We start from the raw sequence: 17,894 nt of genomic DNA, 5'->3' as shown, positions 1-17,894 counted from the left end.
CGCCAGTCTCGCTTCCCGAGAAGGGGTGCAAGACGGTGGTGCTATGGTTTCCGGTATCAATAGGGTACCCGGTATAAAGAAGAGGCGGCCCCAGGGCCGCCTTGTTGTTTGCAACGGTTGTCAGGCAGAGATTGACGAAGAGATAAACGGCTAGCCGTAGCGCTTTTTGGCCTCTTCAAACAAGGACATATGCAGCGGGATCAGCTGCTGCCAGTCACGCCGGTAGCCGCCGCCCGGCACGGCGGCGATGGGCAGCCCGTGCCGCAGTGCGCAGTCAAAGACCATGGCATCGCGCTGGCGGACCCCTTCATCGCTCAAGGTGAGATAGCCAAGTTCGTCGTCCTTATGCACATCGACCCCGGCCTGATAGAGGATGAGGTCGGGGGTGTAGAGTCGCAGCGCCAGGTTGAGCGCCTCTGCCAGCGTGGTGAGATAGGCATCGTCCGTCATGCCGCTTGGCAGGGGAAAATCCATGTGGGAGGCGGGCTTGTGGCGGGGGAAGTTGTGCTCCCCGTGCAGGGAGAGGGTGATGATGTCGCGCCGCCCCTGGCACAGTGCAGCACTGCCATCCCCTTGATGGACATCGAGATCGACGATCAATACCTGCTCACAGCGCCCTTCGTCCAGGCACATCTGGGCGGCGATCACCAGATCGTTGAAGAGGCAAAAGCCGCTGCCAACATCCCGGTGGGCGTGGTGATAGCCGCCGGAGATCTGCAGGCCGCAACCCTGCTCGAGGGCATGGCGGCTGGCGGCCAGGGTAGCCCCCACCGAGCGCAGGGTGCGCTCCATCAACAGGGGAGACCAGGGAAAACCGAGCTGGCGGATGGCGCCGGCATCAAGGGTGCCGGCGAGGGCGGCCTCCACATAGGCGGCATCGTGCACCCGTTTGATCTGCTCAGGGCTGGCGGGGGCGGCTTCTGCCAGCGGATAGCCGAGGCTGCCGAGCCGCTCGAACAGTGCCTGGTACTTGGCCAGCGGGAAGCGATGGCGCGCTGGCAGGGCCAGGGCGGAGTAGAGGGGGTGATAGAAGATGCGCAGTGACATGACGGCAGGGCCTTGCTGGAGAGGCAGATATGAAAAAGGGGAGCCAGGCTCCCCTTGTCGCACGAAACGAGTGCTCGCGCGCCATTACTGCTGCTGGATCACCCAGATCTGGAAGGCTTTGCGAGTTTCCGCATCGGCCTTGTTGTACCAGTTTTGCAGCTGGGTCAGGGCTTCCGGGTTGCTCTGAGCCTTGCTGGGGGCCACTTGCACCGGGGCGCTGTTGGCGGCCATGACGGCGGCGGTGGAGACGGCAACAGTGGCCGGCTGGTTGAAGGCCTTGCCCATGTTCAGCAGCTCTTGCTGATAGTCACGGGTCAGCTGGAAGCCTTCGACTTTCGGCAGTACGAACTGCTCGCTGGCGACGACCTGGTTGCTGCTCTTGTCTTTCAGCGCGACTTTCTGCTCTTTGACGAACAGCTTGGCTTCAGCTTCGTTGCGCGGCTTCTTGTAGTCCAGCACCAGCTTCTGATTGTCGGCGGCGGTGAAGTTGATCACCAGCGGCTCGGCGGTCACCAGCTTGATGTCACTGCGGCTGGAGAAGTTGCCTTCGAAGGCGACGACCAGCTGGTGCTTGCCGGCCTTGAGGGGAAAGGTGTTGGTCTTGTCGAGCAGCTTGGGATTGATGGATTGGCCATCGATCAGCTGTACGACGTAGGGGTTGGTCACTTCCAATTGGGCATCGGCCAGGGCACTACCTGCCCACAACAGACCAGCCAGGGCCGGCACCAGAACAGTCAGTTTCATTTCATCTCCTTGAACAGTCGGCGAGTGCCCACTGAAAAACAGGGGCTCATTTTTACAGGTTTGCCCAAGGGCAGCAATAGGCGTTTATGGCGCCTGGGTTGCCTCTCGGCCCCGATGTTTAAAGCGAACGCAAGCCACGGCACGGGTTCTGACCGAGCCAATCGACCCTTGCCTTACTCAATCCGACGGCTGAAGGGGGGCAGCGCGTCGAGCAGCCCCTTGCCATAACGCTTGGTCAATAGACGTCGGTCGAGGATGGTGACCCGGCCCCTGTCCGCCTCCTTGCGGATGAGACGACCGCAGGCCTGAATGAGCTTGCGGGAGGCCTCCGGCACCGTCAGCTGCAGGAAGGGGTTGCCGCCTCGCTTCTCGACCCACTCGGCGGTGGCCTCTTCCACCGGCGAGTTGGGCACCGCGAATGGCAGCTTGGTGATCACCAGGTTGGTGAGGTAGTGGCCGGGCAGATCCAGCCCTTCCGAAAAGCTGCCGGTGCCGAACAGGATGCTGGCCTGGCCGCCATCGCACTTTTGCTTGTGCAGGGTGAGCAGGGCATTGCGGGAGGCTTCGCCCTGCACCAGCAGGGAGAGCCCCTTGGCCCGCAGCCCCACCGCCACCTCGTTCATCTGCCGGTAAGAGGAGAACAGCACCAGGCTCGCCTCCTTGCCTGCCAGCAGGCGGGGCAAGGTGCTGATGAGCTCCTGGGTGAAGGCGGGGGCGCTGGGCTCGTGTTCCATTTTGGGCAGATAGAGCTCGGCCTTCTGGTAATCGAAGGGGGAGCGCAGCCGCAGATAGCGGGTGCCGTCGTGCTCTTTGAGCCCCACCTGATGGCGAAAATAGCTGAACGAGGAGAGGGCGGTCAGGGTCGCCGACACCAGCACGGCGCCCAGACACCTGGACCAGAGCCACTCTTCCAGCAGATAGCCGACCTCGATGGGGGAGGCATGCAGCCAGATGTCGCCGTCATCGCTCTTGACCATCCAGCGGGCCAACGGCGTCTTGCCTTGTGCCACGTGCCGCCCCAGCATCTCCCACAGGGCGCAGAACCCCTCCAGCCGCTGCAGATAGAAGCCGCTCTCCGCCAGCAGGGGTTCGGCCTCCTTGCGGCGGATCTCGCCATCCTTCAACGCCTCGCCAATGGCGCCCTGCATTCTGTCCAGCGCCCGCAGTGCCTTCTTGCTCGCCTCCTTCAGGTTCTCCGCCAGCATCGGCAGAGGGTCGGGCAAGACGCCATCGGCGAAGCGATAGTGTTTTTCCTCATTGAACAGCCGGTCGTTGGCGGCGAGCCACTGCTCCAGCGCCTTCAGATCCGGCTGCAGGGAGGCCAGCGCATCTTGCAGCTTGAGCTGGGGATCGAGCAGGCTCTCCTTGTTGAGGGTTCTGGCCAGCTTGCCGGCACCCTGCGCCAGCTTCTCCAGCCAGCGCCGCGAACCCTTGACGCTGGCCGAGGCGGCGCCATGATCGCGGGCGATGGTGGGCAGGTGGTGGGCCTCGTCCAGCACATAGATACACTCGTCCGGCGGCGGCAGTATGATGCCGCCCCCCATGGTGAGGTCGGAGAGCAGCAGGGCGTGGTTGACCACCAGCACATCGGCCGCATCCATGTCGTTGCGAGCGCGGTGGAAGGGGCAGTGCTGATGATGACTGAGTGCCTTGTTGCAGGTGTGGCGGTCGGCGGCAATGCGATCCCAGCAGAGATCGGTGATGGGTTTGGGCCAGTTGTCCCGATCGCCATCCCATTTGCCGTCGGTGTAGGCTTGCCACAGCGCCTGATAGCAGCTCTTGTCGGATTCTGATGGCTTGTGCTTGCTGAGGCTGCCGAAGTCGAACTCAAAGTTGGCCATCTCGCTGCCGCTTGCGGCCTGTTCCAGCAGGTGCTCGCAGCAGTAGCGCTGGCGCCCCTTGACCAGCATGAAGCGAAACGGCAGTTCGCTGTGGCGGTGGTAGAAGGGGAGGTCCTTGTGGATCAGCTGCTCCTGCAGCGCCACGGTGGCGGTGGAGATCACCAGCTTCTTCTGGGTGAGCCGTGCCACCGGGATGGCCCCCTGGGCATAGGAGAGAGACTTGCCGATGCCGGTGCCGGCTTCGGCCACCAGGATGCGACGCTGTTTGTCATATTCCCCGGTCAGTGTCTTGGCTATCTCGGCCACCAGAAAATTCTGCTCCTTGCGCGGCACAAAACCGGGTAAGCCATCGGCAATTTGTCGATAGGTATTGCGAATGGTGGTTTTGAGACGGGTAGACAGCATGAAAAAAATGACCGTTGCACAGGGTGAAGGGGAACAGGATACCTGCAACTGGCAACCCGGGTCGAGGCATGTGGCAACGCACAGATCCGACCTCCTCTTCTTTATATAGGGCGTGGCACCGATATTGTGTGATAAATCACCAATCTGACCGAATAATACCAGCGGTTATCACTGTAAACGTTTTCCCATGACGTGCAAACAATGTGGGATTCAGGTCACAATTTTTCCGCTATGACTATGCTTTTCGTAAAAAGTTCCAAGTTTTTTCATTGCGGATTGGAAAACCCGGTGCTAGTCTCGGCGCCATAGTGATGCAAAGTACATCGCTAACACAGGGAATAACAACGACTTAGTGTTTAATTACAGTAGGCATTGGAAACTATGAAAAAGACAATTCTGGCTATTGCTATCCCGGCTCTGTTCGCATCTGCCGCTAACGCTGCAGTGGTTTATGACAAAGACGGTACCACTTTTGACGTATACGGCCGTGTTCAGGCTAACTACTACGGTGACACCAACGAAGCTGACTCTACCGCTGCTTCCGGTTACAAAGATGTTGATGGTGAGCTGAAAGGTTCCTCCCGTCTGGGCTGGTCCGGCAAGATTGCTCTGAACAACACTTGGTCCGGTATCGCCAAGACCGAGTGGCAAGTTTCTGCTGAAAACTCCGCCAACAAGTTTGACTCCCGTCACATCTACGTTGGTTTCGACGGCACCCAGTACGGCAAGATCATTTTCGGTCAGACCGATACCGCGTTCTACGACGTACTGGAACCGACCGATATCTTCAACGAGTGGGGCAGCGAAGGTAACTTCTATGACGGTCGTCAAGAAGGTCAGGTGATCTACTCCAACGCCATCGGTGGCTTCAAGGGCAAAGTGTCCTACCAGACCAACGATGACCAAGCTGTGAAAGTGGCTGACGTTGCTGGTGGCATCAAGACTACCGTTTTCCCGGACGTGAAGCGTAAGTATGCCTACGCTGCTGCCGTTGGTTATGACTTCGACTTCGGTCTGGGCTTCAACGGTGGTTATGCTTACTCCGACCTGGAAGGCAAAACCACTGACGCTACCGGTAAGAAATCCGAGTGGGCTCTGGGCGCACACTACGCTATCAACGGCTTCAACTTCGCCGGTGTTTACACCCAGGCTGACGTGAAGAACGACACCACTGGCTACAAAGATGAAGGCCGTGGTTACGAACTGGCTGCTACCTACAACGTTGATGCCTGGACCTTCCTGGCCGGCTACAACTTCAAAGAAGGTAAAGAGAATGCCAACCTGAGCGGTTCTTCCTACAAGGACCTGATGGATGCCACTCTGCTGGGCGTGCAGTACTCCTTCACCTCCAAGCTGAAAGCCTACACCGAGTACAAGATCAACGGTGTTAGCGGCAAGGACGACGACTTCACTGTTGCCCTGCAATACAACTTCTAATCCAGCCCCTGCGCTGATTTAGTTGATAAACGGCCAAGCTTGCTTGGCCGTTTTGTTTTATCTGCTTCCCACCTGATTGTCTCTCTTCTCCTCTGTTGATCATCCTCTCCTTCTCCTGTTTGGCTTGCGCCAGTTCACGTTGTCTCTTTTCTGTACTTGGCTCCCGGTCAGCGAATCGCTAGATTATTCAGCTCGTTGCAGGATGTTCGGCAGACAGGGAAGGATGACGCTTGATTGACTTTAGTCACCCGCAGTGGCGGGAACTGGCCCGCCAGCTGCTGGACAACCCCACTTCGGTGGTCCGCGCCCGCCAGTGGCAACCCCTGCTGGGCCTGCTCAAGGACAACCAGCTGCTGCTGGCGCTGGGCAACCACCACTATGAGCTGACACCCGCCGGCCGCCGCTACCTGACCCGTGAACTGACGCTGGCCGAGATCGCCACGGCACCACCGACCCCGGAGGAGTGGCTGCATGGGCAGGGGTGGCAGCTGGCGGAACAGGTCAACGAGCGGGTGCTCGCCGCTCTCTATCGCAAGAGCGAGGTGAGCTTTTCCCCCAACGAGCAGATCGATTTTGAAGACAAGGGGATCCGGCTCTGTGCCGATCAGCTGCTGCGCCTGCGCGCCTCTGAGCCGTTCAGCCTCTTTTTCAGCGGCGGCACCCTGCTCGATGCCGCCCCCTGGTTGCAGGCGCTCGGCGAGGTGGCGCTGCCCGAGCGCAACCTGGCCAGCCTTGGCAAGATCCTGTGGGGGGAGGGGGAGCTGCTGCGGGTGATCACCACCGACAGCGTCGGTGCCTTTGCCGAGCTGATGCTGCCAGCGGGGACCCTGCTGGTCTGGGCTCCCGCCTCGGCGCAGCAGGCGCTGCAGCAAGTGATCGCCGCTCTGCCGCCCCAGGTGCAGTGGAGTCATCTTACCTCCCTCGACCCGAGCGGGGTGGATCGGGTGCTGACCCTAGCCCAACGGCTGGGGCGTCCGGCCAGCTGGTGGCTGCCCACTGCGCTGGCTCCCATCATGGCGGCTTATGCCCTGCCGCTGATCGATTCCCGTCCTTGGGAGCCGAGCCGGATCCCCAAGTCATTGTTAGCAGTTTGTAGCGGTTTGGTTGAGTCCAATGGTGGCTTGTCTGCCGAGGTGTGCGCGTTGGCGCCGCAGTGGCATGCCATCGGTTGAGATTGCCGCAGATCCGGCCGAAAAAGCGGTTTTCCCCCACTCTGCACGGTGATATAAAGAGTTGACGAAGCGCTCGCCAGATGGGCGCTTTTGTTTGCCACGTGTTTTGCGTGTCACGGACGGTGTGCCAACACGCTTTGCCAGCCAACGAACTCAACGGAATACAGGGAATACCATGTTTGAAAAGGTTGTTGCCGCCCCAGCGGATCCGATCCTGGGCCTGACCGAAGCCTTCCGTGCTGACTCTCGCAGCCACAAGATCAACCTGGGAGTCGGGATCTACAAGGATGAGACCGGTGCCACCCCCATTCTCCACTGCGTCAAGAAAGCCGAGCAGAAGCTCTTGACCGACGAGAAGACCAAGAATTACCTCGGTATCGAAGGCAATATCGAATATGGCCGCATCGTGCAGCAACTGCTGTTCGGGCAAGATTCTGCGCTGGTCGCCAGCGGCCGGGCCAAGACTGCTCAGGCGCCGGGCGGTACCGGTGCCCTGCGCATCGCCGCCGAGTTCGTGGTGCGCAACGGGCTGGCCAAGACTGTCTGGATCTCCGATCCCACCTGGGCCAACCACGTCAGCGTGTTCCAGGCTGCCGGCCTTTCCGTCAAGTGGTACAAGTACTACGATGCGGCCAGCAAGGGCCTCGATTTTGCCGCCATGCAGGCCTCGCTGGCTGAAGTGCAGGCAGGCGACCTGGTGCTGCTGCACGGCTGCTGCCACAACCCGACTGGTATCGACCCCACAGCTGATCAGTGGCGTGCACTGGCCAAGCAGAGTACTGCCGCCGGCTGGCTGCCGCTGTTTGACTTTGCCTATCAGGGCTTTGCCCGTGGTATCGAAGAGGATGCCGAAGGTCTGCGCATCTTCGCCGAGTGCCACGACGAGCTGCTGGTGGCGAGCTCCTTCTCCAAGAACTTCGGCCTCTACAACGAGCGGGTCGGCGCCTTCACCCTGGTCAGTGCGACCAAGGAGATTGCCGATGTGGCCTTTACTCAGGTCAAGACCGTCATTCGTGCCAACTACTCCAACCCGCCGTCACACGGCGCTGCCGTCGTCACCGCCGTGGTGAGCGATCCGGTCCTCTATGCCGAGTGGGTGGAAGAGGTTGCGGCCATGCGGGTGCGCATTCGCGAGATGCGTGAGCTGCTGGTGGAAAAACTGGCGGCGCGCGGCGTGAACCAGGACTTCAGCTTTATCCGCGAGCAGAACGGCATGTTCTCCTTCTCCGGTCTCTCCAAGGATCAGGTGGAGCGCCTCAAGAGCGACTTTGCCATCTACATCGTCGGCTCGGGTCGGATCAGCGTGGCCGGTATCACCCGTGCCAACATAGATCCCCTGTGCGATGCGATCGCCAAGGTGTTGTAAGCACCACCATCGGCATCCGTTCAGTAAAAAGCCCGCCGGGGAGACCCGGCGGGCTTTTTGATTTCCTGGTGCTGGTCTCAGCGACGGCGCTTGCCGCCCCCCAGCAGAGAGCCAAGGACGCCGCGTACCAGCTGGCGACCCACCTCGCTGCCGATGGTGCGGGCTACGCTCTTGGCGGCGGTCTGCACCACGCCGTCGTGCTGGCCGCCACGGGGGCCGGTGCGGCCAAACAGGATGCCATTGAGGGCATCGAGCAGGCCGCCTTCCCCGCTGGATGACTGTTCGCGGCCTTGCTCGCCAGTGGTTGTCACCTTGCCGCCGTTGAGCCGCTCGAAAGCAGACTCGCGATCCTCCGGCGTCTCGTAGCGGCCGTGCAGCAGGGAGCCCTGAATGAGCGCCTGCCGCTCGGCGTCGCTTAAGGGGCCGATGCGGCTGGCCGGCGGGGCGATGAAGGCGCGCTCCACCATGCTGGGCCGCCCCTTCTCGTCGAGCAGAGAGACCAGCGCTTCGCCGACACCGAGTTCGGTTATGACGCCGGCGGCATCGAAGGCGGGGTTGGCGCGCAGGGTGTTGGCGGCGATCCGCACCGCCTTCTGGTCACTCGGGGTAAAGGCGCGCAGGGCGTGCTGCACCCGGTTGCCAAGCTGCCCCAGCACGCTGTCGGGGATGTCGGCCGGGCTCTGGGTCACGAAGTAGGCGCCCACCCCTTTTGAGCGGATGAGCCGCACCACCAGTTCGATCTTCTCCAGCAGCGCCTTGGGGGCGTCGTTGAACAGCAGGTGCGCCTCGTCGAAGAAGAACACCAGCACCGGCTTGTCCGGATCCCCCACCTCCGGCAACTGCTCGAACAGCTCGGAGAGCAGCCAGAGCAGGAAGCAGGCATAGAGCCGGCTGGATTGGGTCAGCTTGCTGGCGGCCAGCACATTGATATGACCGTGGCCAGCCTCATCGGTCTGCAACAGGTCTTGAATGTCCAGCATGGGTTCGCCGAAGAAGTGATCGCCGCCCGCACTCTCCAGGGTGAGCAGGTTGCGCAGGATGGCGCCGATGGAGGCGGTGGAGACGTTGCCGTAACGGGTGGTGAGCGACTTGGCGTTGTCACCGGCAAACTGCACCATGGCGCGCAGGTCTTTGAGATCGAGCAGCAGCAGCCCCTCGTCGTCCGCCACCTTGAACACCAGCTCCAGTACCCCGCTCTGGGTATCGTTGAGGCCGAGCAGGCGGGCGAGCAGCAGGGGGCCCATGTCGGAGACGGTGGCTCGCACCGGGTGGCCCTGTTCGGCAAACAGATCCCAGAACAGGGTGGGGCTGGCGGCAAAGGCGGGGGCCGGGATGCCGAGCTGGGCCAGCCTAGCGTCCAGCTTGGCCGAGCCCGCCCCGGCGGCGCCCAGTCCGCTCAGATCCCCCTTCACGTCGGCCAGAAAGACTGGCACGCCGAGGCGGGAGAACCCCTCCGCCAGCACCTGCAGGGTGACGGTCTTGCCGGTCCCGGTGGCGCCGGTGATGAGGCCATGGCGATTGGCCATGGCTGGCAGCAGGGAGAGGGGATGACCATTGGCATGGGCCAGCGTGAGCGGTTCGGCCATGGTGGGCTCCTTGTGGCAAATGGGGGACGAAAAACAACGGGTTACAAGGAGTGTGGTGGCAGGATCTGGGGATGGCAAGGCAGTGCCTCGTCAGCGCGCCAGAGGCTGACGAGGCGGGGGGGATCAGCGGGGGCGGACCAGCTTGCCGAGGCGCAACAGCAGCAGGGTGAGGAGGCCGCCGGTGGCGGCGGTCAGCACCGACAGCAGCAGGCTGCCGAGCAGGAAGGGGGGCACCAGGGTGGCCGCCTCGTGCTCCAGCCAGTGCAGGGTCCAGCTGAGGTGGAACGGCTCCGGCGTCTTGTGCAGCACCAGACAACCGGTGCGATAGGCGTAGAGGTACATGAAGGGCAGGGTCAGCGGGTTGTTGAACCAGACCGCCAGCAGCGCCAGCGGCAGGTTGAGGCTGAACGCCAGCGCCAGCCCGACCGCGATGAGTGAATGCATGGGGATGGGAAACCAGCAGGCGAAGATGCCGGCCGCCACCGCCCCGCTCAGGGCGCGCGGCCCCCCTTGCCAGAGGGCGGGTGCGAGCAGGCGCTCGCCAAACAGCGAGAACCATTTCTGCTGGCGCAGGGTATCGGGGTCAATCTTGAAGCGGGCGAACCAGCGATTCAGCATGCGCGGGCCACCTTGCGTTTCTGCCACTGGCGCACGGTGCTGATGCGCCAGCAGGTACGAATGAGGGCGTAGCCGATGAGGGCGCTGAGCAGGGCGAGCACCAGCGAACCCAGCAGCAGTGGCGGGGCCACGGTCTCGAACACCGACACCAGCCAGGCCCAGGTGAACTCGATCTCGATGTGCTGGGAGGATTGCCCCAGCAGCTGGCAGCCGGTCAGATAGGCGCCGTAGAACAGCGGCGGCATGGTGAAGGGGTTGGAGAGCCAGACCAGGGCCACCGAGAGCGGCAGGTTGACCCGGCAGGCGATGGCGCCGCCGGCCGCCAGCAACATCTGGCAGGGGAGCGGCACCCAGGCCATGAACAGCCCCACCGCGAAGGCACCGGCCGCCGAGCGCCGATTGAGGTGCCACAGGTTGGCATCCAGCAGCAGCTTGCCAAACAGCCGCAAGTGCTTGTGTTCCTTGAGTGTCGCCGGATCAGGCAGCCAGCGTTGTATGAGTCGTTTGGGCATATTGAAACCTTGCTAAATACTTGCACCATGGATCTGCGTCTGTTGTCGTTTGCCCTCGGGGCAAGCTCCTCACTGCTTTGGCCATGGTTGCCTTCATGGGAATGGGGTGGCCTGATGCTGCTGCTCGCGTTCCCCCTGGCCGGTTACCGCTGCTGGCGGCTGCTGTTTCTGCTATGCGGCATCCTCTGGATGCAGGGGAGTTTGCACTACCGGCTTGCCTGGCTGGATCAGCTCGGCAAAAAAACGAGCCACATCATAACCGCACAGCTGCAAAGTGCAGAACCCGAGGGCGATAAATTTATCCGACTGGTGCTGCGAGTGAACAGGCTCGACGAGCAGGCGCTCACTCCGGCGCCGCTGGTGCGCATCAATGTCTACCAGGCGTTGCCCGCCATGACGGCAGGCAGCCGCCTCACTCTGGTGGTCTCTCTCAAACCGGCCCACGGCCTGGCCAACGAGGCGGGAATGGATGGGCGGCGCCTGCTGCTCGGCAAGGGGATCACCGCCACCGGCAACCTGCGCCGGGTGATCCAGATTGAGCCGGCGCAGACGGGGCTGCGCGAGCGCTGGCTGGCTCGGGCTGCCGCCAGCTGGCAGGATCTGAGTCAGGGCCCGCTACTGGCGGCGCTCACCTTCGGTGAGCAGGGCGGCATCACGGATGAGCAGTGGAGCCTGTTTCGCGGCAGCGGGCTGACCCACATCATCGCCATCTCGGGACAGCACATCGCGCTGGTGGCGGTGCTCGGCTGGTGGCTGGGACGGCTGTTCGGGCTGCGGGGGGCGATTCTGGTCGCCCTGTTGTTTGCCGCCCTCTACAGCTGGCTGGCCGGTTTCGCAGTGGCCACCGAACGGGCCCTTATCATGGTGCTGGTGTGGAGTCTGCTGCGCTGGCGACGGCGGGAGTGGCCGGCCCATCGCATCTGGCTGTGGGCCTTCGTGGTGCTCACGCTGTGGGATCCCTTTGCCCTCTATTCGGCCGGATTCTGGCTCTCCTTCCTGGCGGTGGCTCTGCTGCTGGTGGCGAGCCTGCTGGAGGCCAAACCCGGGCTCATTCGCCTGCAGGGCTTGTTGCTGCTGGGGTTGCTGCCACTGCAACTGGCGCTGTTCGAGGGGATTGCCCCGCTGTCGCTGCTGCTCAATCTGCTGGCATTGCCGCTCTTTTGCATCGGCATCATACCGCTGGCACTCATCGGGGTGCTGCTGGCGCCGCTTTCGGGGGAGCTGGCCCACCTGCTGTTCTGGCTGGCCGATGTCGGCTTGCAGTGGGTGTTGTGGGCATTGGCCCGGCTGGCCAGCCAGTGGCAGCTCTGGTGGCCGGTGCCGGGTTGGGTACTGCCGCTCACGGCGCTGCTGACCCTGCTCTGGTGCGCCTGGCATGTGCCGGGCGGTCGTCCGCTGTTGTTGCCGGGGGGTGTGGCCCTGCTGCTGGCGGCCTGGCCGGCGCCGACCCACTGGCAACTGAGGGTGCTGGACGTGGGGCAGGGGCTGGCGGTACTGATCACCCGGGGTGAGCGTGGCATCCTCTTCGACACCGGCGATCGCTACCCGGGCGGCTACAACATGGCGGATGCCGTGATCCTGCCGCTGCTCAACCGGCTCGATGTGCGGGTGCTGGATTATTTGATCATCAGTCACAAGGACCGGGATCACGCCGGCAATCGGCGCGCCATCCTGCAGGCTCTGCCGGTGCGCCACGAGCTCTCGTCATTCGACTTCAGCCGCTTCACGGCCCTGTGCCGGCGTGGCCAGCAGTGGCGCTGGCAGGGGCTCGAGATGGCGGTGCTCTGGCCGCAGCAACCGGGGCGCGGCCACAACAACGACGGCTGTGTGCTGCAGATCCGCGACGGGGAGCGGCGCATCCTGCTCAGTGCCGACATCGAGCGGCAGGCAGAGCAGCGGTTGCTGGCGCTGGAAGGGGAGGGGCTTGCCAGCACCCTGCTGGTGAGCCCTCACCACGGCAGCCGCACCTCCTCCACGGCGCCCTTCGTGGCGGCGGTGGCCCCCCGCTATGTGGTGCACAGCGCCGGCTTCATGAACCAGTGGGGATTTCCCCGCCCCGAGGTGGTGGCCCGCTACCAGGAGGCGCAGCAATGGGTCACCGGACTGGATGGGGAGATCCTGGTCGAGCCTGCGCCGGGTGGGCTGCGGATCCGGGCCGAACGGGAGCAGGGCCCCTGGTTTCGCCGCCATGGTGACTGGTGGCGGCCTGCATTCTGGCCTGATCGCTGAGCGTAAACCCGGCTTTGGCTGGGATAACGGCCGTGATTTCCCGCCTTGGTGATGGGCACTGCTTGGTGTAATCCTGCGCTTTGGCTAGAATAGCCCGTCATTTCCCTTATTAACGGCTATTCATGCAACAAGAAACCTCACAAGACAGCTGGCCTGTCTTCAAGCGTCTGCTCGGCTATGTCCGTGACCGCAAGCTTGGCCTGATCGGCGGCATCATCGGCATGCTGGGCTACGCCGCCGTGGATACCACCTTCGTCTATTCCATCAAGCCGCTGATCGATCAGGGGATCAACGGCAACGATCCGACCGTGCTCAAGTGGATGCCTTTCTTCGTTCTGGGTATCGTGGCCTTGCGCGGCGTCGCCAACTTCCTCTCCAACTACTGCATGGCCTGGGTCGGCAACCACGTGGTGATGCGCCTGCAGCAGCAGGTGTTCAATCACATGGTGGCGATGCCGATGAGCTTCTTCGACCGCCAGAATACCGGTCACCTGCTCTCCAAGGTGACCTATGACGCCAGCCAGGTCTCCTCGGCTGCCAGTACCACTCTGGTCACCCTGGTGCGGGAAGGGGCGACCGTGATCGGCCTGCTCGGCCTGATGTTCTGGCACTCCTGGCAGCTGTCGGTGATCTTCCTGGTGGTGGGGCCCGTGGTGGGCATCATCATCGGCCTCATCAGCCGCCGTTTCCGTCAGATCAGTCGCCACATCCAGCAGGCGGTGGGTGACATCACCACCTCCACCGAGCAGATGCTCAAGGGGCACAAAGAGGTGCTGATGTTCGGTGGCCAGAAGGTGGAGGAGAAGCGCTTCTTCAAGGTCAGCAACAACATGCGCCAGCAGACCATGAAGATGGTCGCCGCCGATGCCATCGGCAGCCCGGTGGTGCAGATGGTTGCCTCCATCGCGCTGGCGGCCTTCCTCTATGTGGCCACCATCGACAGCGTGCGCAGCGAGCTGACTGCCGGTACCTTCACCGTCATGATCACCTCCATGATGATGCTGCTCAAGCCGCTGAAAAGCCTGACCGACGTCAACAACCAGTTCCAGCGCGCCATCACCGCCTGCCACAGCCTGTTCGGCCTGCTCGACACCGAGCCGGAGCAGGATACCGGGACCCGTACCCTGGAGCGCGCCCGCGGCGAGATCGAGTTTCGCAACGTCACCTTCACCTACCCGACCAAGGACACCCCGGCGCTGCACAACGTCAGCTTCAAGGTGGAGGCGGGCAAATCGGTGGCGTTGGTGGGGCGTTCCGGCTCCGGCAAGAGCACCATCGCCAGCCTGTTGACCCGCTTCTACGACATCGAGCAGGGGGAGATCCTGCTGGATGGCGTCAATATCCGCGATTACCGCCTGAGCGAGCTGCGCAAGCAGTACGCCCTGGTCTCACAGCATGTCCACCTGTTCAACGACACGGTGGCGAGCAACATCGCCTACGCCGCGGAAGAGAAATACAGCCTCGACGAGATCAAGCAGGCGGCTCGCATCGCCCACGCCGACGAGTTCGTCAGCAAGATGAGCAACGGTTATGACACAGTGGTCGGCGAGAACGGTGCGTCGCTCTCCGGCGGTCAGCGCCAGCGCATCGCCATCGCCCGCGCCCTGCTGCGCGATGCTCCCGTGCTGCTGCTGGATGAAGCTACCTCGGCGCTGGATACCGAGTCTGAGCGCCACATCCAGGCGGCCATCGACGAGCTGTGCAAGGCGCGCACCTCGCTGGTGATCGCTCACCGCCTCTCCACCATCGAGAAGGCGGACGAGATCCTGGTGATCGATGAAGGCCATATCGTCGAGCGCGGCAACCACGCGGCGCTGATGGCCCAGCAGGGCACCTATGCCCAGCTGCGCGCCATCCAGTTCGGCCATGCCACCGCAGGTGGCAACGCCTGATGCTGGAGCGGCTCTGGTATGCAAAGAGTGGCTGGCGCTGGTTGCTGGCCCCCTTTGCCCTGCTGTTTGCCGTCATCAGCGGTACCCGCCGTTACGCCTATCGTCATGGCTGGCGCAAGGGCTATCGTGCCTCTTTGCCGGTCATAGTCGTGGGCAATATCTCGGTGGGCGGCAATGGCAAGACCCCGGTAGTGGTCTGGCTGGTGGAGCAGTTGCAGGCCCGCGGCTATCGTCCCGGCGTGGTGAGCCGCGGCTATGGCGGCAAGGCGCCCCATTACCCGTACCGGCTCGATGCCGCCAGCACCACGGCGCAGGCGGGGGATGAACCGGTACTGATTGCCCGGCGCTGTGGCTGCCCGGTAGTGGTGGCGCCCAGGCGGGCCGATGCGGTGCGTCTGCTGGAGCAGAGCGGCGAAGTGGACATCATCATCACCGACGATGGCCTGCAGCACTATGCGCTGGCCCGCGACATCGAGCTGGTGGTGGTGGACGGCGCGCGCCGTTTCGGCAACGCTTGCCTGCTGCCCATGGGGCCGCTGCGCGAACCGGTCACCCGGCTCAAGCGGGTGGACGCCATCATCTGCAACGGCGGCGAGCCGGGGCGGGGAGAGTATCCCATGAGGCTGGTGGCCGACGCTCCCCGTCGGGTATGCGACGAGGCCCCGCTGGCCACGCCGCTGGCGGGCCCGGTCGACGCGCTGGCGGGAATTGGTCATCCGCCCCGTTTCTTCGCCACTCTCGAGGGGCTCGGTTACCAGCTGGATCAGCGGGTGGCCTACGGCGATCACCACCCCTTCGATCGGGACGAGCTGGTGGGCCGCTTTGCCGGCAAGCCGCTGCTGATGACCGAGAAGGATGCGGTCAAGTGCCGCTCTTTTGCCCTCGACAACTGGTGGTATCTGCCGGTCAGCGCCGAGTTGCCCGCCTCCCTGCTCGATACCCTGCTGCACAAGCTGGGCGGGAGCTGGAAGGGGCAAGGCGCAACCAAGGCACAAGGTTAATCTCTCTCGCCCGCGTGGGGGAGCAGGGGCTTATCATGCCCCGCATGCAATATCTGGTTGTTCGACATCCATCGCCGGCGTGATGAAACCGCCGGCGCGACATCGTTGAAGGAGTATCGTTTTGGCTTTGGACATCAAGTTGCTCGACATCATTGCCTGCCCGGTCTGCAAGGGCAAGCTGCACTACAACAAGGCCGTGCATGAGCTGGTCTGCCGCTTCGACAAGCTGGCCTATCCGCTGGAGGAGGGGATCCCGGTGCTGCTGGAGAACCGCGCCCGTCCGCTCAGCAGCGACGAGCTGTCGTCATGAGCTTCGTCGTCGTCATTCCGGCCCGCTACGCCTCCACCCGGCTGCCGGGCAAGCCGCTGGCCGACATCCACGGCAAGCCCATGGTGCAGCACGTGGTGGAAAAGGCTCTGCAGTCGGGCGCCGATCGGGTGATCGTCGCCACTGATGACGAGCGGGTGCAGCAGGCGCTGGCCGCCTGCGCCGGGCAGGCCGGTTTCGAGGTGTGCATGACCTCGAAGGATCATCAGTCCGGTACCGAGCGGCTGGCCGAGGTGTGCCGTCACTACGGCTTTGCCGCCGACACCATAGTGGTCAACGTGCAGGGGGACGAGCCGCTCATTCCGCCGGTCATCATCCGCCAGGTGGCGGACAACCTGGCCGCCGCCACGGCGCCCATGGCGACTCTGTCGGTGCCGATCCAGGACGCCGAAGAGGTGTTCAACCCGAATGCCGTCAAGGTGGTGACCGACCAGGAGGGCTACGCGCTCTACTTCAGTCGCGCCTCCATTCCCTGGGATCGGGATCGCTTTGCCGCGAGTCGCGAGCAGATTGGCGATCACTACCAGCGCCACATCGGCATCTATGCCTATCGCGCCGGCTTCATCCAGCGTTATGTGGACTGGGCGCCGAGCCTGCTCGAGCAGATCGAGGCACTGGAGCAGCTGCGGGTGCTCTGGTACGGGGAGAAGATCCACGTGGCCCAGGCGCTCGAGGCACCGCCGGTCGGGGTGGATACCCAGGCCGATCTGGACAAGGTGCGCGCGCTGCTGGCGAACTGATGCCGACAACAGCAAAAATGACTCTGAACGGTGCCTGCGGGCGCCGTTTTTTGTGTTTAATCTTTATATAATTATTTGATTCAAAACACCATTTATGAGCACTTTCAAACTTTTCCCGGCCATGGTTTGCCAAATCAGCGAGTTTGGTTATGATGCAAGACGCCGTGTTAACCCTAACTGGCATATAACGAGATAAAAAACGGGGTGTTTGGGTGATTAATGTATTCCTGGTCGATGATCATGAGTTGGTGCGTACAGGGATAAGACGCATTCTGGAAGATGTCCGCGGGATCAAGGTGGTGGGCGAGGCGCAGAGCGGGGAAACCGCAGTCACTTTCTGTCGTCAGCACCATCCCGACGTGATCCTGATGGACATGAACATGCCGGGCATCGGCGGCCTGGAGGCGACCCGCAAGATCCTGCGGATCCGGCCCGATGTGCGCATCATAGTGCTGACCATTCATTCAGAAAATCCGTTCCCGACCAAGGTGATGCAGGCGGGTGCCGCCGGCTATCTCACCAAGGGGGCCGCGCCGGACGAGATGATCCACGCCATTCGCCTGGTCCACTCCGGTCAGCGTTACATCTCCCCGGAGATCGCCCAGCAGATGGCCCTGAGCCAGTTTGCCTCGGCCGACGAGAACCCCTTCAAGTCCCTCTCCGAGCGCGAGCTGCAGATCATGATGATGATCACCAAGGGGCAGAAGGTGACCGATATTTCCGAGCAGCTCAACCTGAGCCCGAAGACGGTCAACAGCTACCGCTACCGGCTGTTCAGCAAGCTCAACATCAATGGCGATGTGGAGCTGACCCATCTGGCCATTCGCTATGGCATGCTGGATGCCGATACCCTGTAACGGGCGGCGTGTAGCCATCAAAGGCGGCCTGTGCCGCCTTTTTGCTTTTTGCCGGTCTGGCGCAGTATGCTCTGTGCCGTCTTCTGCTTTTATCCGTTGAGCTAGGTTGCCGATGAGCC

General features: G+C 62.8%; 15 protein-coding genes. 9 read left to right on the top strand and 6 right to left on the bottom strand.

What is annotated here, in order from left to right; all coding sequences use genetic code 11:
* Positions 1–150 precede the first annotated feature (150 nt).
* The 3 genes from QLG02_RS00475 to dinG all read right to left on the bottom strand — a co-directional run bounded on the left by QLG02_RS00475 (position 151) and on the right by dinG (position 4,037).
* Complete coding sequence (locus QLG02_RS00475; protein WP_282464223.1) at positions 151–1,047, bottom strand: histone deacetylase; 897 nt, start codon at positions 1,045–1,047, stop codon at positions 151–153.
* A gap of 84 nt (positions 1,048–1,131) precedes the next feature.
* On the bottom strand, positions 1,132–1,791 hold the full coding sequence (locus QLG02_RS00470) for a DUF2057 domain-containing protein (RefSeq protein ID WP_065478240.1): 660 nt from the start codon (positions 1,789–1,791) through the stop codon (positions 1,132–1,134).
* A gap of 173 nt (positions 1,792–1,964) precedes the next feature.
* Positions 1,965–4,037 carry an ATP-dependent DNA helicase DinG gene (gene dinG, locus QLG02_RS00465; RefSeq protein ID WP_282464222.1) on the bottom strand — a complete coding sequence of 691 codons (2,073 nt, stop codon included), beginning with the start codon at positions 4,035–4,037 and terminating at the stop codon, positions 1,965–1,967.
* A gap of 381 nt (positions 4,038–4,418) precedes the next feature.
* On the opposite strand from dinG, the gene QLG02_RS00460 reads away from it, so the two are divergent.
* The 3 genes from QLG02_RS00460 to QLG02_RS00450 all read left to right on the top strand — a co-directional run bounded on the left by QLG02_RS00460 (position 4,419) and on the right by QLG02_RS00450 (position 8,012).
* On the top strand, positions 4,419–5,474 hold the full coding sequence (locus tag QLG02_RS00460; protein ID WP_039215927.1) for a porin: 1,056 nt from the start codon (positions 4,419–4,421) through the stop codon (positions 5,472–5,474).
* Positions 5,475–5,704: 230 nt separating this feature from the next.
* Positions 5,705–6,646 carry a hypothetical protein gene (locus QLG02_RS00455; protein ID WP_282464221.1) on the top strand — a complete coding sequence of 314 codons (942 nt, stop codon included), beginning with the start codon at positions 5,705–5,707 and terminating at the stop codon, positions 6,644–6,646.
* Positions 6,647–6,821: 175 nt separating this feature from the next.
* Entirely contained in the window at positions 6,822–8,012 is a 1,191-nt protein-coding gene (locus QLG02_RS00450) for an amino acid aminotransferase (RefSeq protein WP_282464220.1), read from the top strand.
* Positions 8,013–8,089: 77 nt separating this feature from the next.
* Here QLG02_RS00450 and QLG02_RS00445 read toward each other — a convergent pair whose 3' ends face one another.
* The 3 genes from QLG02_RS00445 to QLG02_RS00435 form a co-directional block, all read right to left on the bottom strand.
* Entirely contained in the window at positions 8,090–9,598 is a 1,509-nt protein-coding gene (locus QLG02_RS00445; RefSeq protein WP_282464219.1) for a helicase HerA-like domain-containing protein, read from the bottom strand.
* Positions 9,599–9,721: 123 nt separating this feature from the next.
* Positions 9,722–10,216 carry a DUF2062 domain-containing protein gene (locus tag QLG02_RS00440; protein ID WP_282464218.1) on the bottom strand — a complete coding sequence of 165 codons (495 nt, stop codon included), beginning with the start codon at positions 10,214–10,216 and terminating at the stop codon, positions 9,722–9,724.
* Positions 10,210–10,728, bottom strand: coding sequence for a DUF2062 domain-containing protein (locus tag QLG02_RS00435; protein ID WP_171283149.1), 519 nt, complete (start codon positions 10,726–10,728; stop codon positions 10,210–10,212). The genes QLG02_RS00440 and QLG02_RS00435 overlap by 7 nt, the downstream gene beginning before the upstream one ends.
* Between QLG02_RS00435 and QLG02_RS00430 the strand changes: the two genes are divergently transcribed.
* The 6 genes from QLG02_RS00430 (at position 10,666) to uvrY (ending at position 17,775) form a co-directional block, all read left to right on the top strand.
* The gene (locus QLG02_RS00430) at positions 10,666–12,957 is read left to right on the top strand and encodes a DNA internalization-related competence protein ComEC/Rec2 (RefSeq protein ID WP_282464217.1); all 2,292 of its coding nucleotides are present in this window, start codon (positions 10,666–10,668) and stop codon (positions 12,955–12,957) included. The genes QLG02_RS00435 and QLG02_RS00430 overlap by 63 nt on opposite strands.
* A 122-nt stretch (positions 12,958–13,079) precedes the next feature.
* On the top strand, positions 13,080–14,849 hold the full coding sequence (msbA, locus tag QLG02_RS00425; protein WP_011706583.1) for a lipid A ABC transporter ATP-binding protein/permease MsbA: 1,770 nt from the start codon (positions 13,080–13,082) through the stop codon (positions 14,847–14,849).
* Positions 14,849–15,850, top strand: coding sequence for a tetraacyldisaccharide 4'-kinase (gene lpxK, locus QLG02_RS00420; RefSeq protein ID WP_282464216.1), 1,002 nt, complete (start codon positions 14,849–14,851; stop codon positions 15,848–15,850). The genes msbA and lpxK overlap by 1 nt, the downstream gene beginning before the upstream one ends.
* 121 nt (positions 15,851–15,971) lie before the next feature.
* A complete protein-coding gene (locus QLG02_RS00415; protein ID WP_011706581.1) occupies positions 15,972–16,160 on the top strand; it encodes a Trm112 family protein in 189 nt (62 codons plus the stop codon).
* Positions 16,157–16,918, top strand: coding sequence for a 3-deoxy-manno-octulosonate cytidylyltransferase (gene kdsB / locus QLG02_RS00410; RefSeq protein WP_049047862.1), 762 nt, complete (start codon positions 16,157–16,159; stop codon positions 16,916–16,918). Before QLG02_RS00415 ends, kdsB begins: the two co-directional genes overlap by 4 nt.
* Before the next feature lie 212 nt (positions 16,919–17,130).
* Entirely contained in the window at positions 17,131–17,775 is a 645-nt protein-coding gene (gene uvrY / locus QLG02_RS00405; protein ID WP_011706579.1) for a UvrY/SirA/GacA family response regulator transcription factor, read from the top strand.
* Positions 17,776–17,894: the final 119 nt, after the last annotated feature.

Source organism: Aeromonas sp. V90_14, from assembly GCF_029967615.1.
In the GTDB taxonomy this organism is placed as follows: Bacteria; Pseudomonadota; Gammaproteobacteria; order Enterobacterales; family Aeromonadaceae; genus Aeromonas; species Aeromonas hydrophila.
The sequence above is the reverse complement of the archived record's forward strand: the minus strand, read 5'-3'. Positions and strand labels throughout refer to the sequence as shown.

Coding starts and splice junctions, on each gene's coding strand:
- lpxK (WP_282464216.1), top strand. CDS start 14,849: ATGCTGGAGCGGCTCTGGTATGCAAAGAGTGGCTGGCGCTGGTTGCTG.
- QLG02_RS00475 (WP_282464223.1), bottom strand. CDS start 1,047: ATGTCACTGCGCATCTTCTATCACCCCCTCTACTCCGCCCTGGCCCTG.
- QLG02_RS00435 (WP_171283149.1), bottom strand. CDS start 10,728: ATGCCCAAACGACTCATACAACGCTGGCTGCCTGATCCGGCGACACTC.
- QLG02_RS00445 (WP_282464219.1), bottom strand. CDS start 9,598: ATGGCCGAACCGCTCACGCTGGCCCATGCCAATGGTCATCCCCTCTCC.
- QLG02_RS00450 (WP_282464220.1), top strand. CDS start 6,822: ATGTTTGAAAAGGTTGTTGCCGCCCCAGCGGATCCGATCCTGGGCCTG.
- msbA (WP_011706583.1), top strand. CDS start 13,080: ATGCAACAAGAAACCTCACAAGACAGCTGGCCTGTCTTCAAGCGTCTG.
- QLG02_RS00460 (WP_039215927.1), top strand. CDS start 4,419: ATGAAAAAGACAATTCTGGCTATTGCTATCCCGGCTCTGTTCGCATCT.
- dinG (WP_282464222.1), bottom strand. CDS start 4,037: ATGCTGTCTACCCGTCTCAAAACCACCATTCGCAATACCTATCGACAA.
- QLG02_RS00440 (WP_282464218.1), bottom strand. CDS start 10,216: ATGCTGAATCGCTGGTTCGCCCGCTTCAAGATTGACCCCGATACCCTG.
- QLG02_RS00470 (WP_065478240.1), bottom strand. CDS start 1,791: ATGAAACTGACTGTTCTGGTGCCGGCCCTGGCTGGTCTGTTGTGGGCA.
- kdsB (WP_049047862.1), top strand. CDS start 16,157: ATGAGCTTCGTCGTCGTCATTCCGGCCCGCTACGCCTCCACCCGGCTG.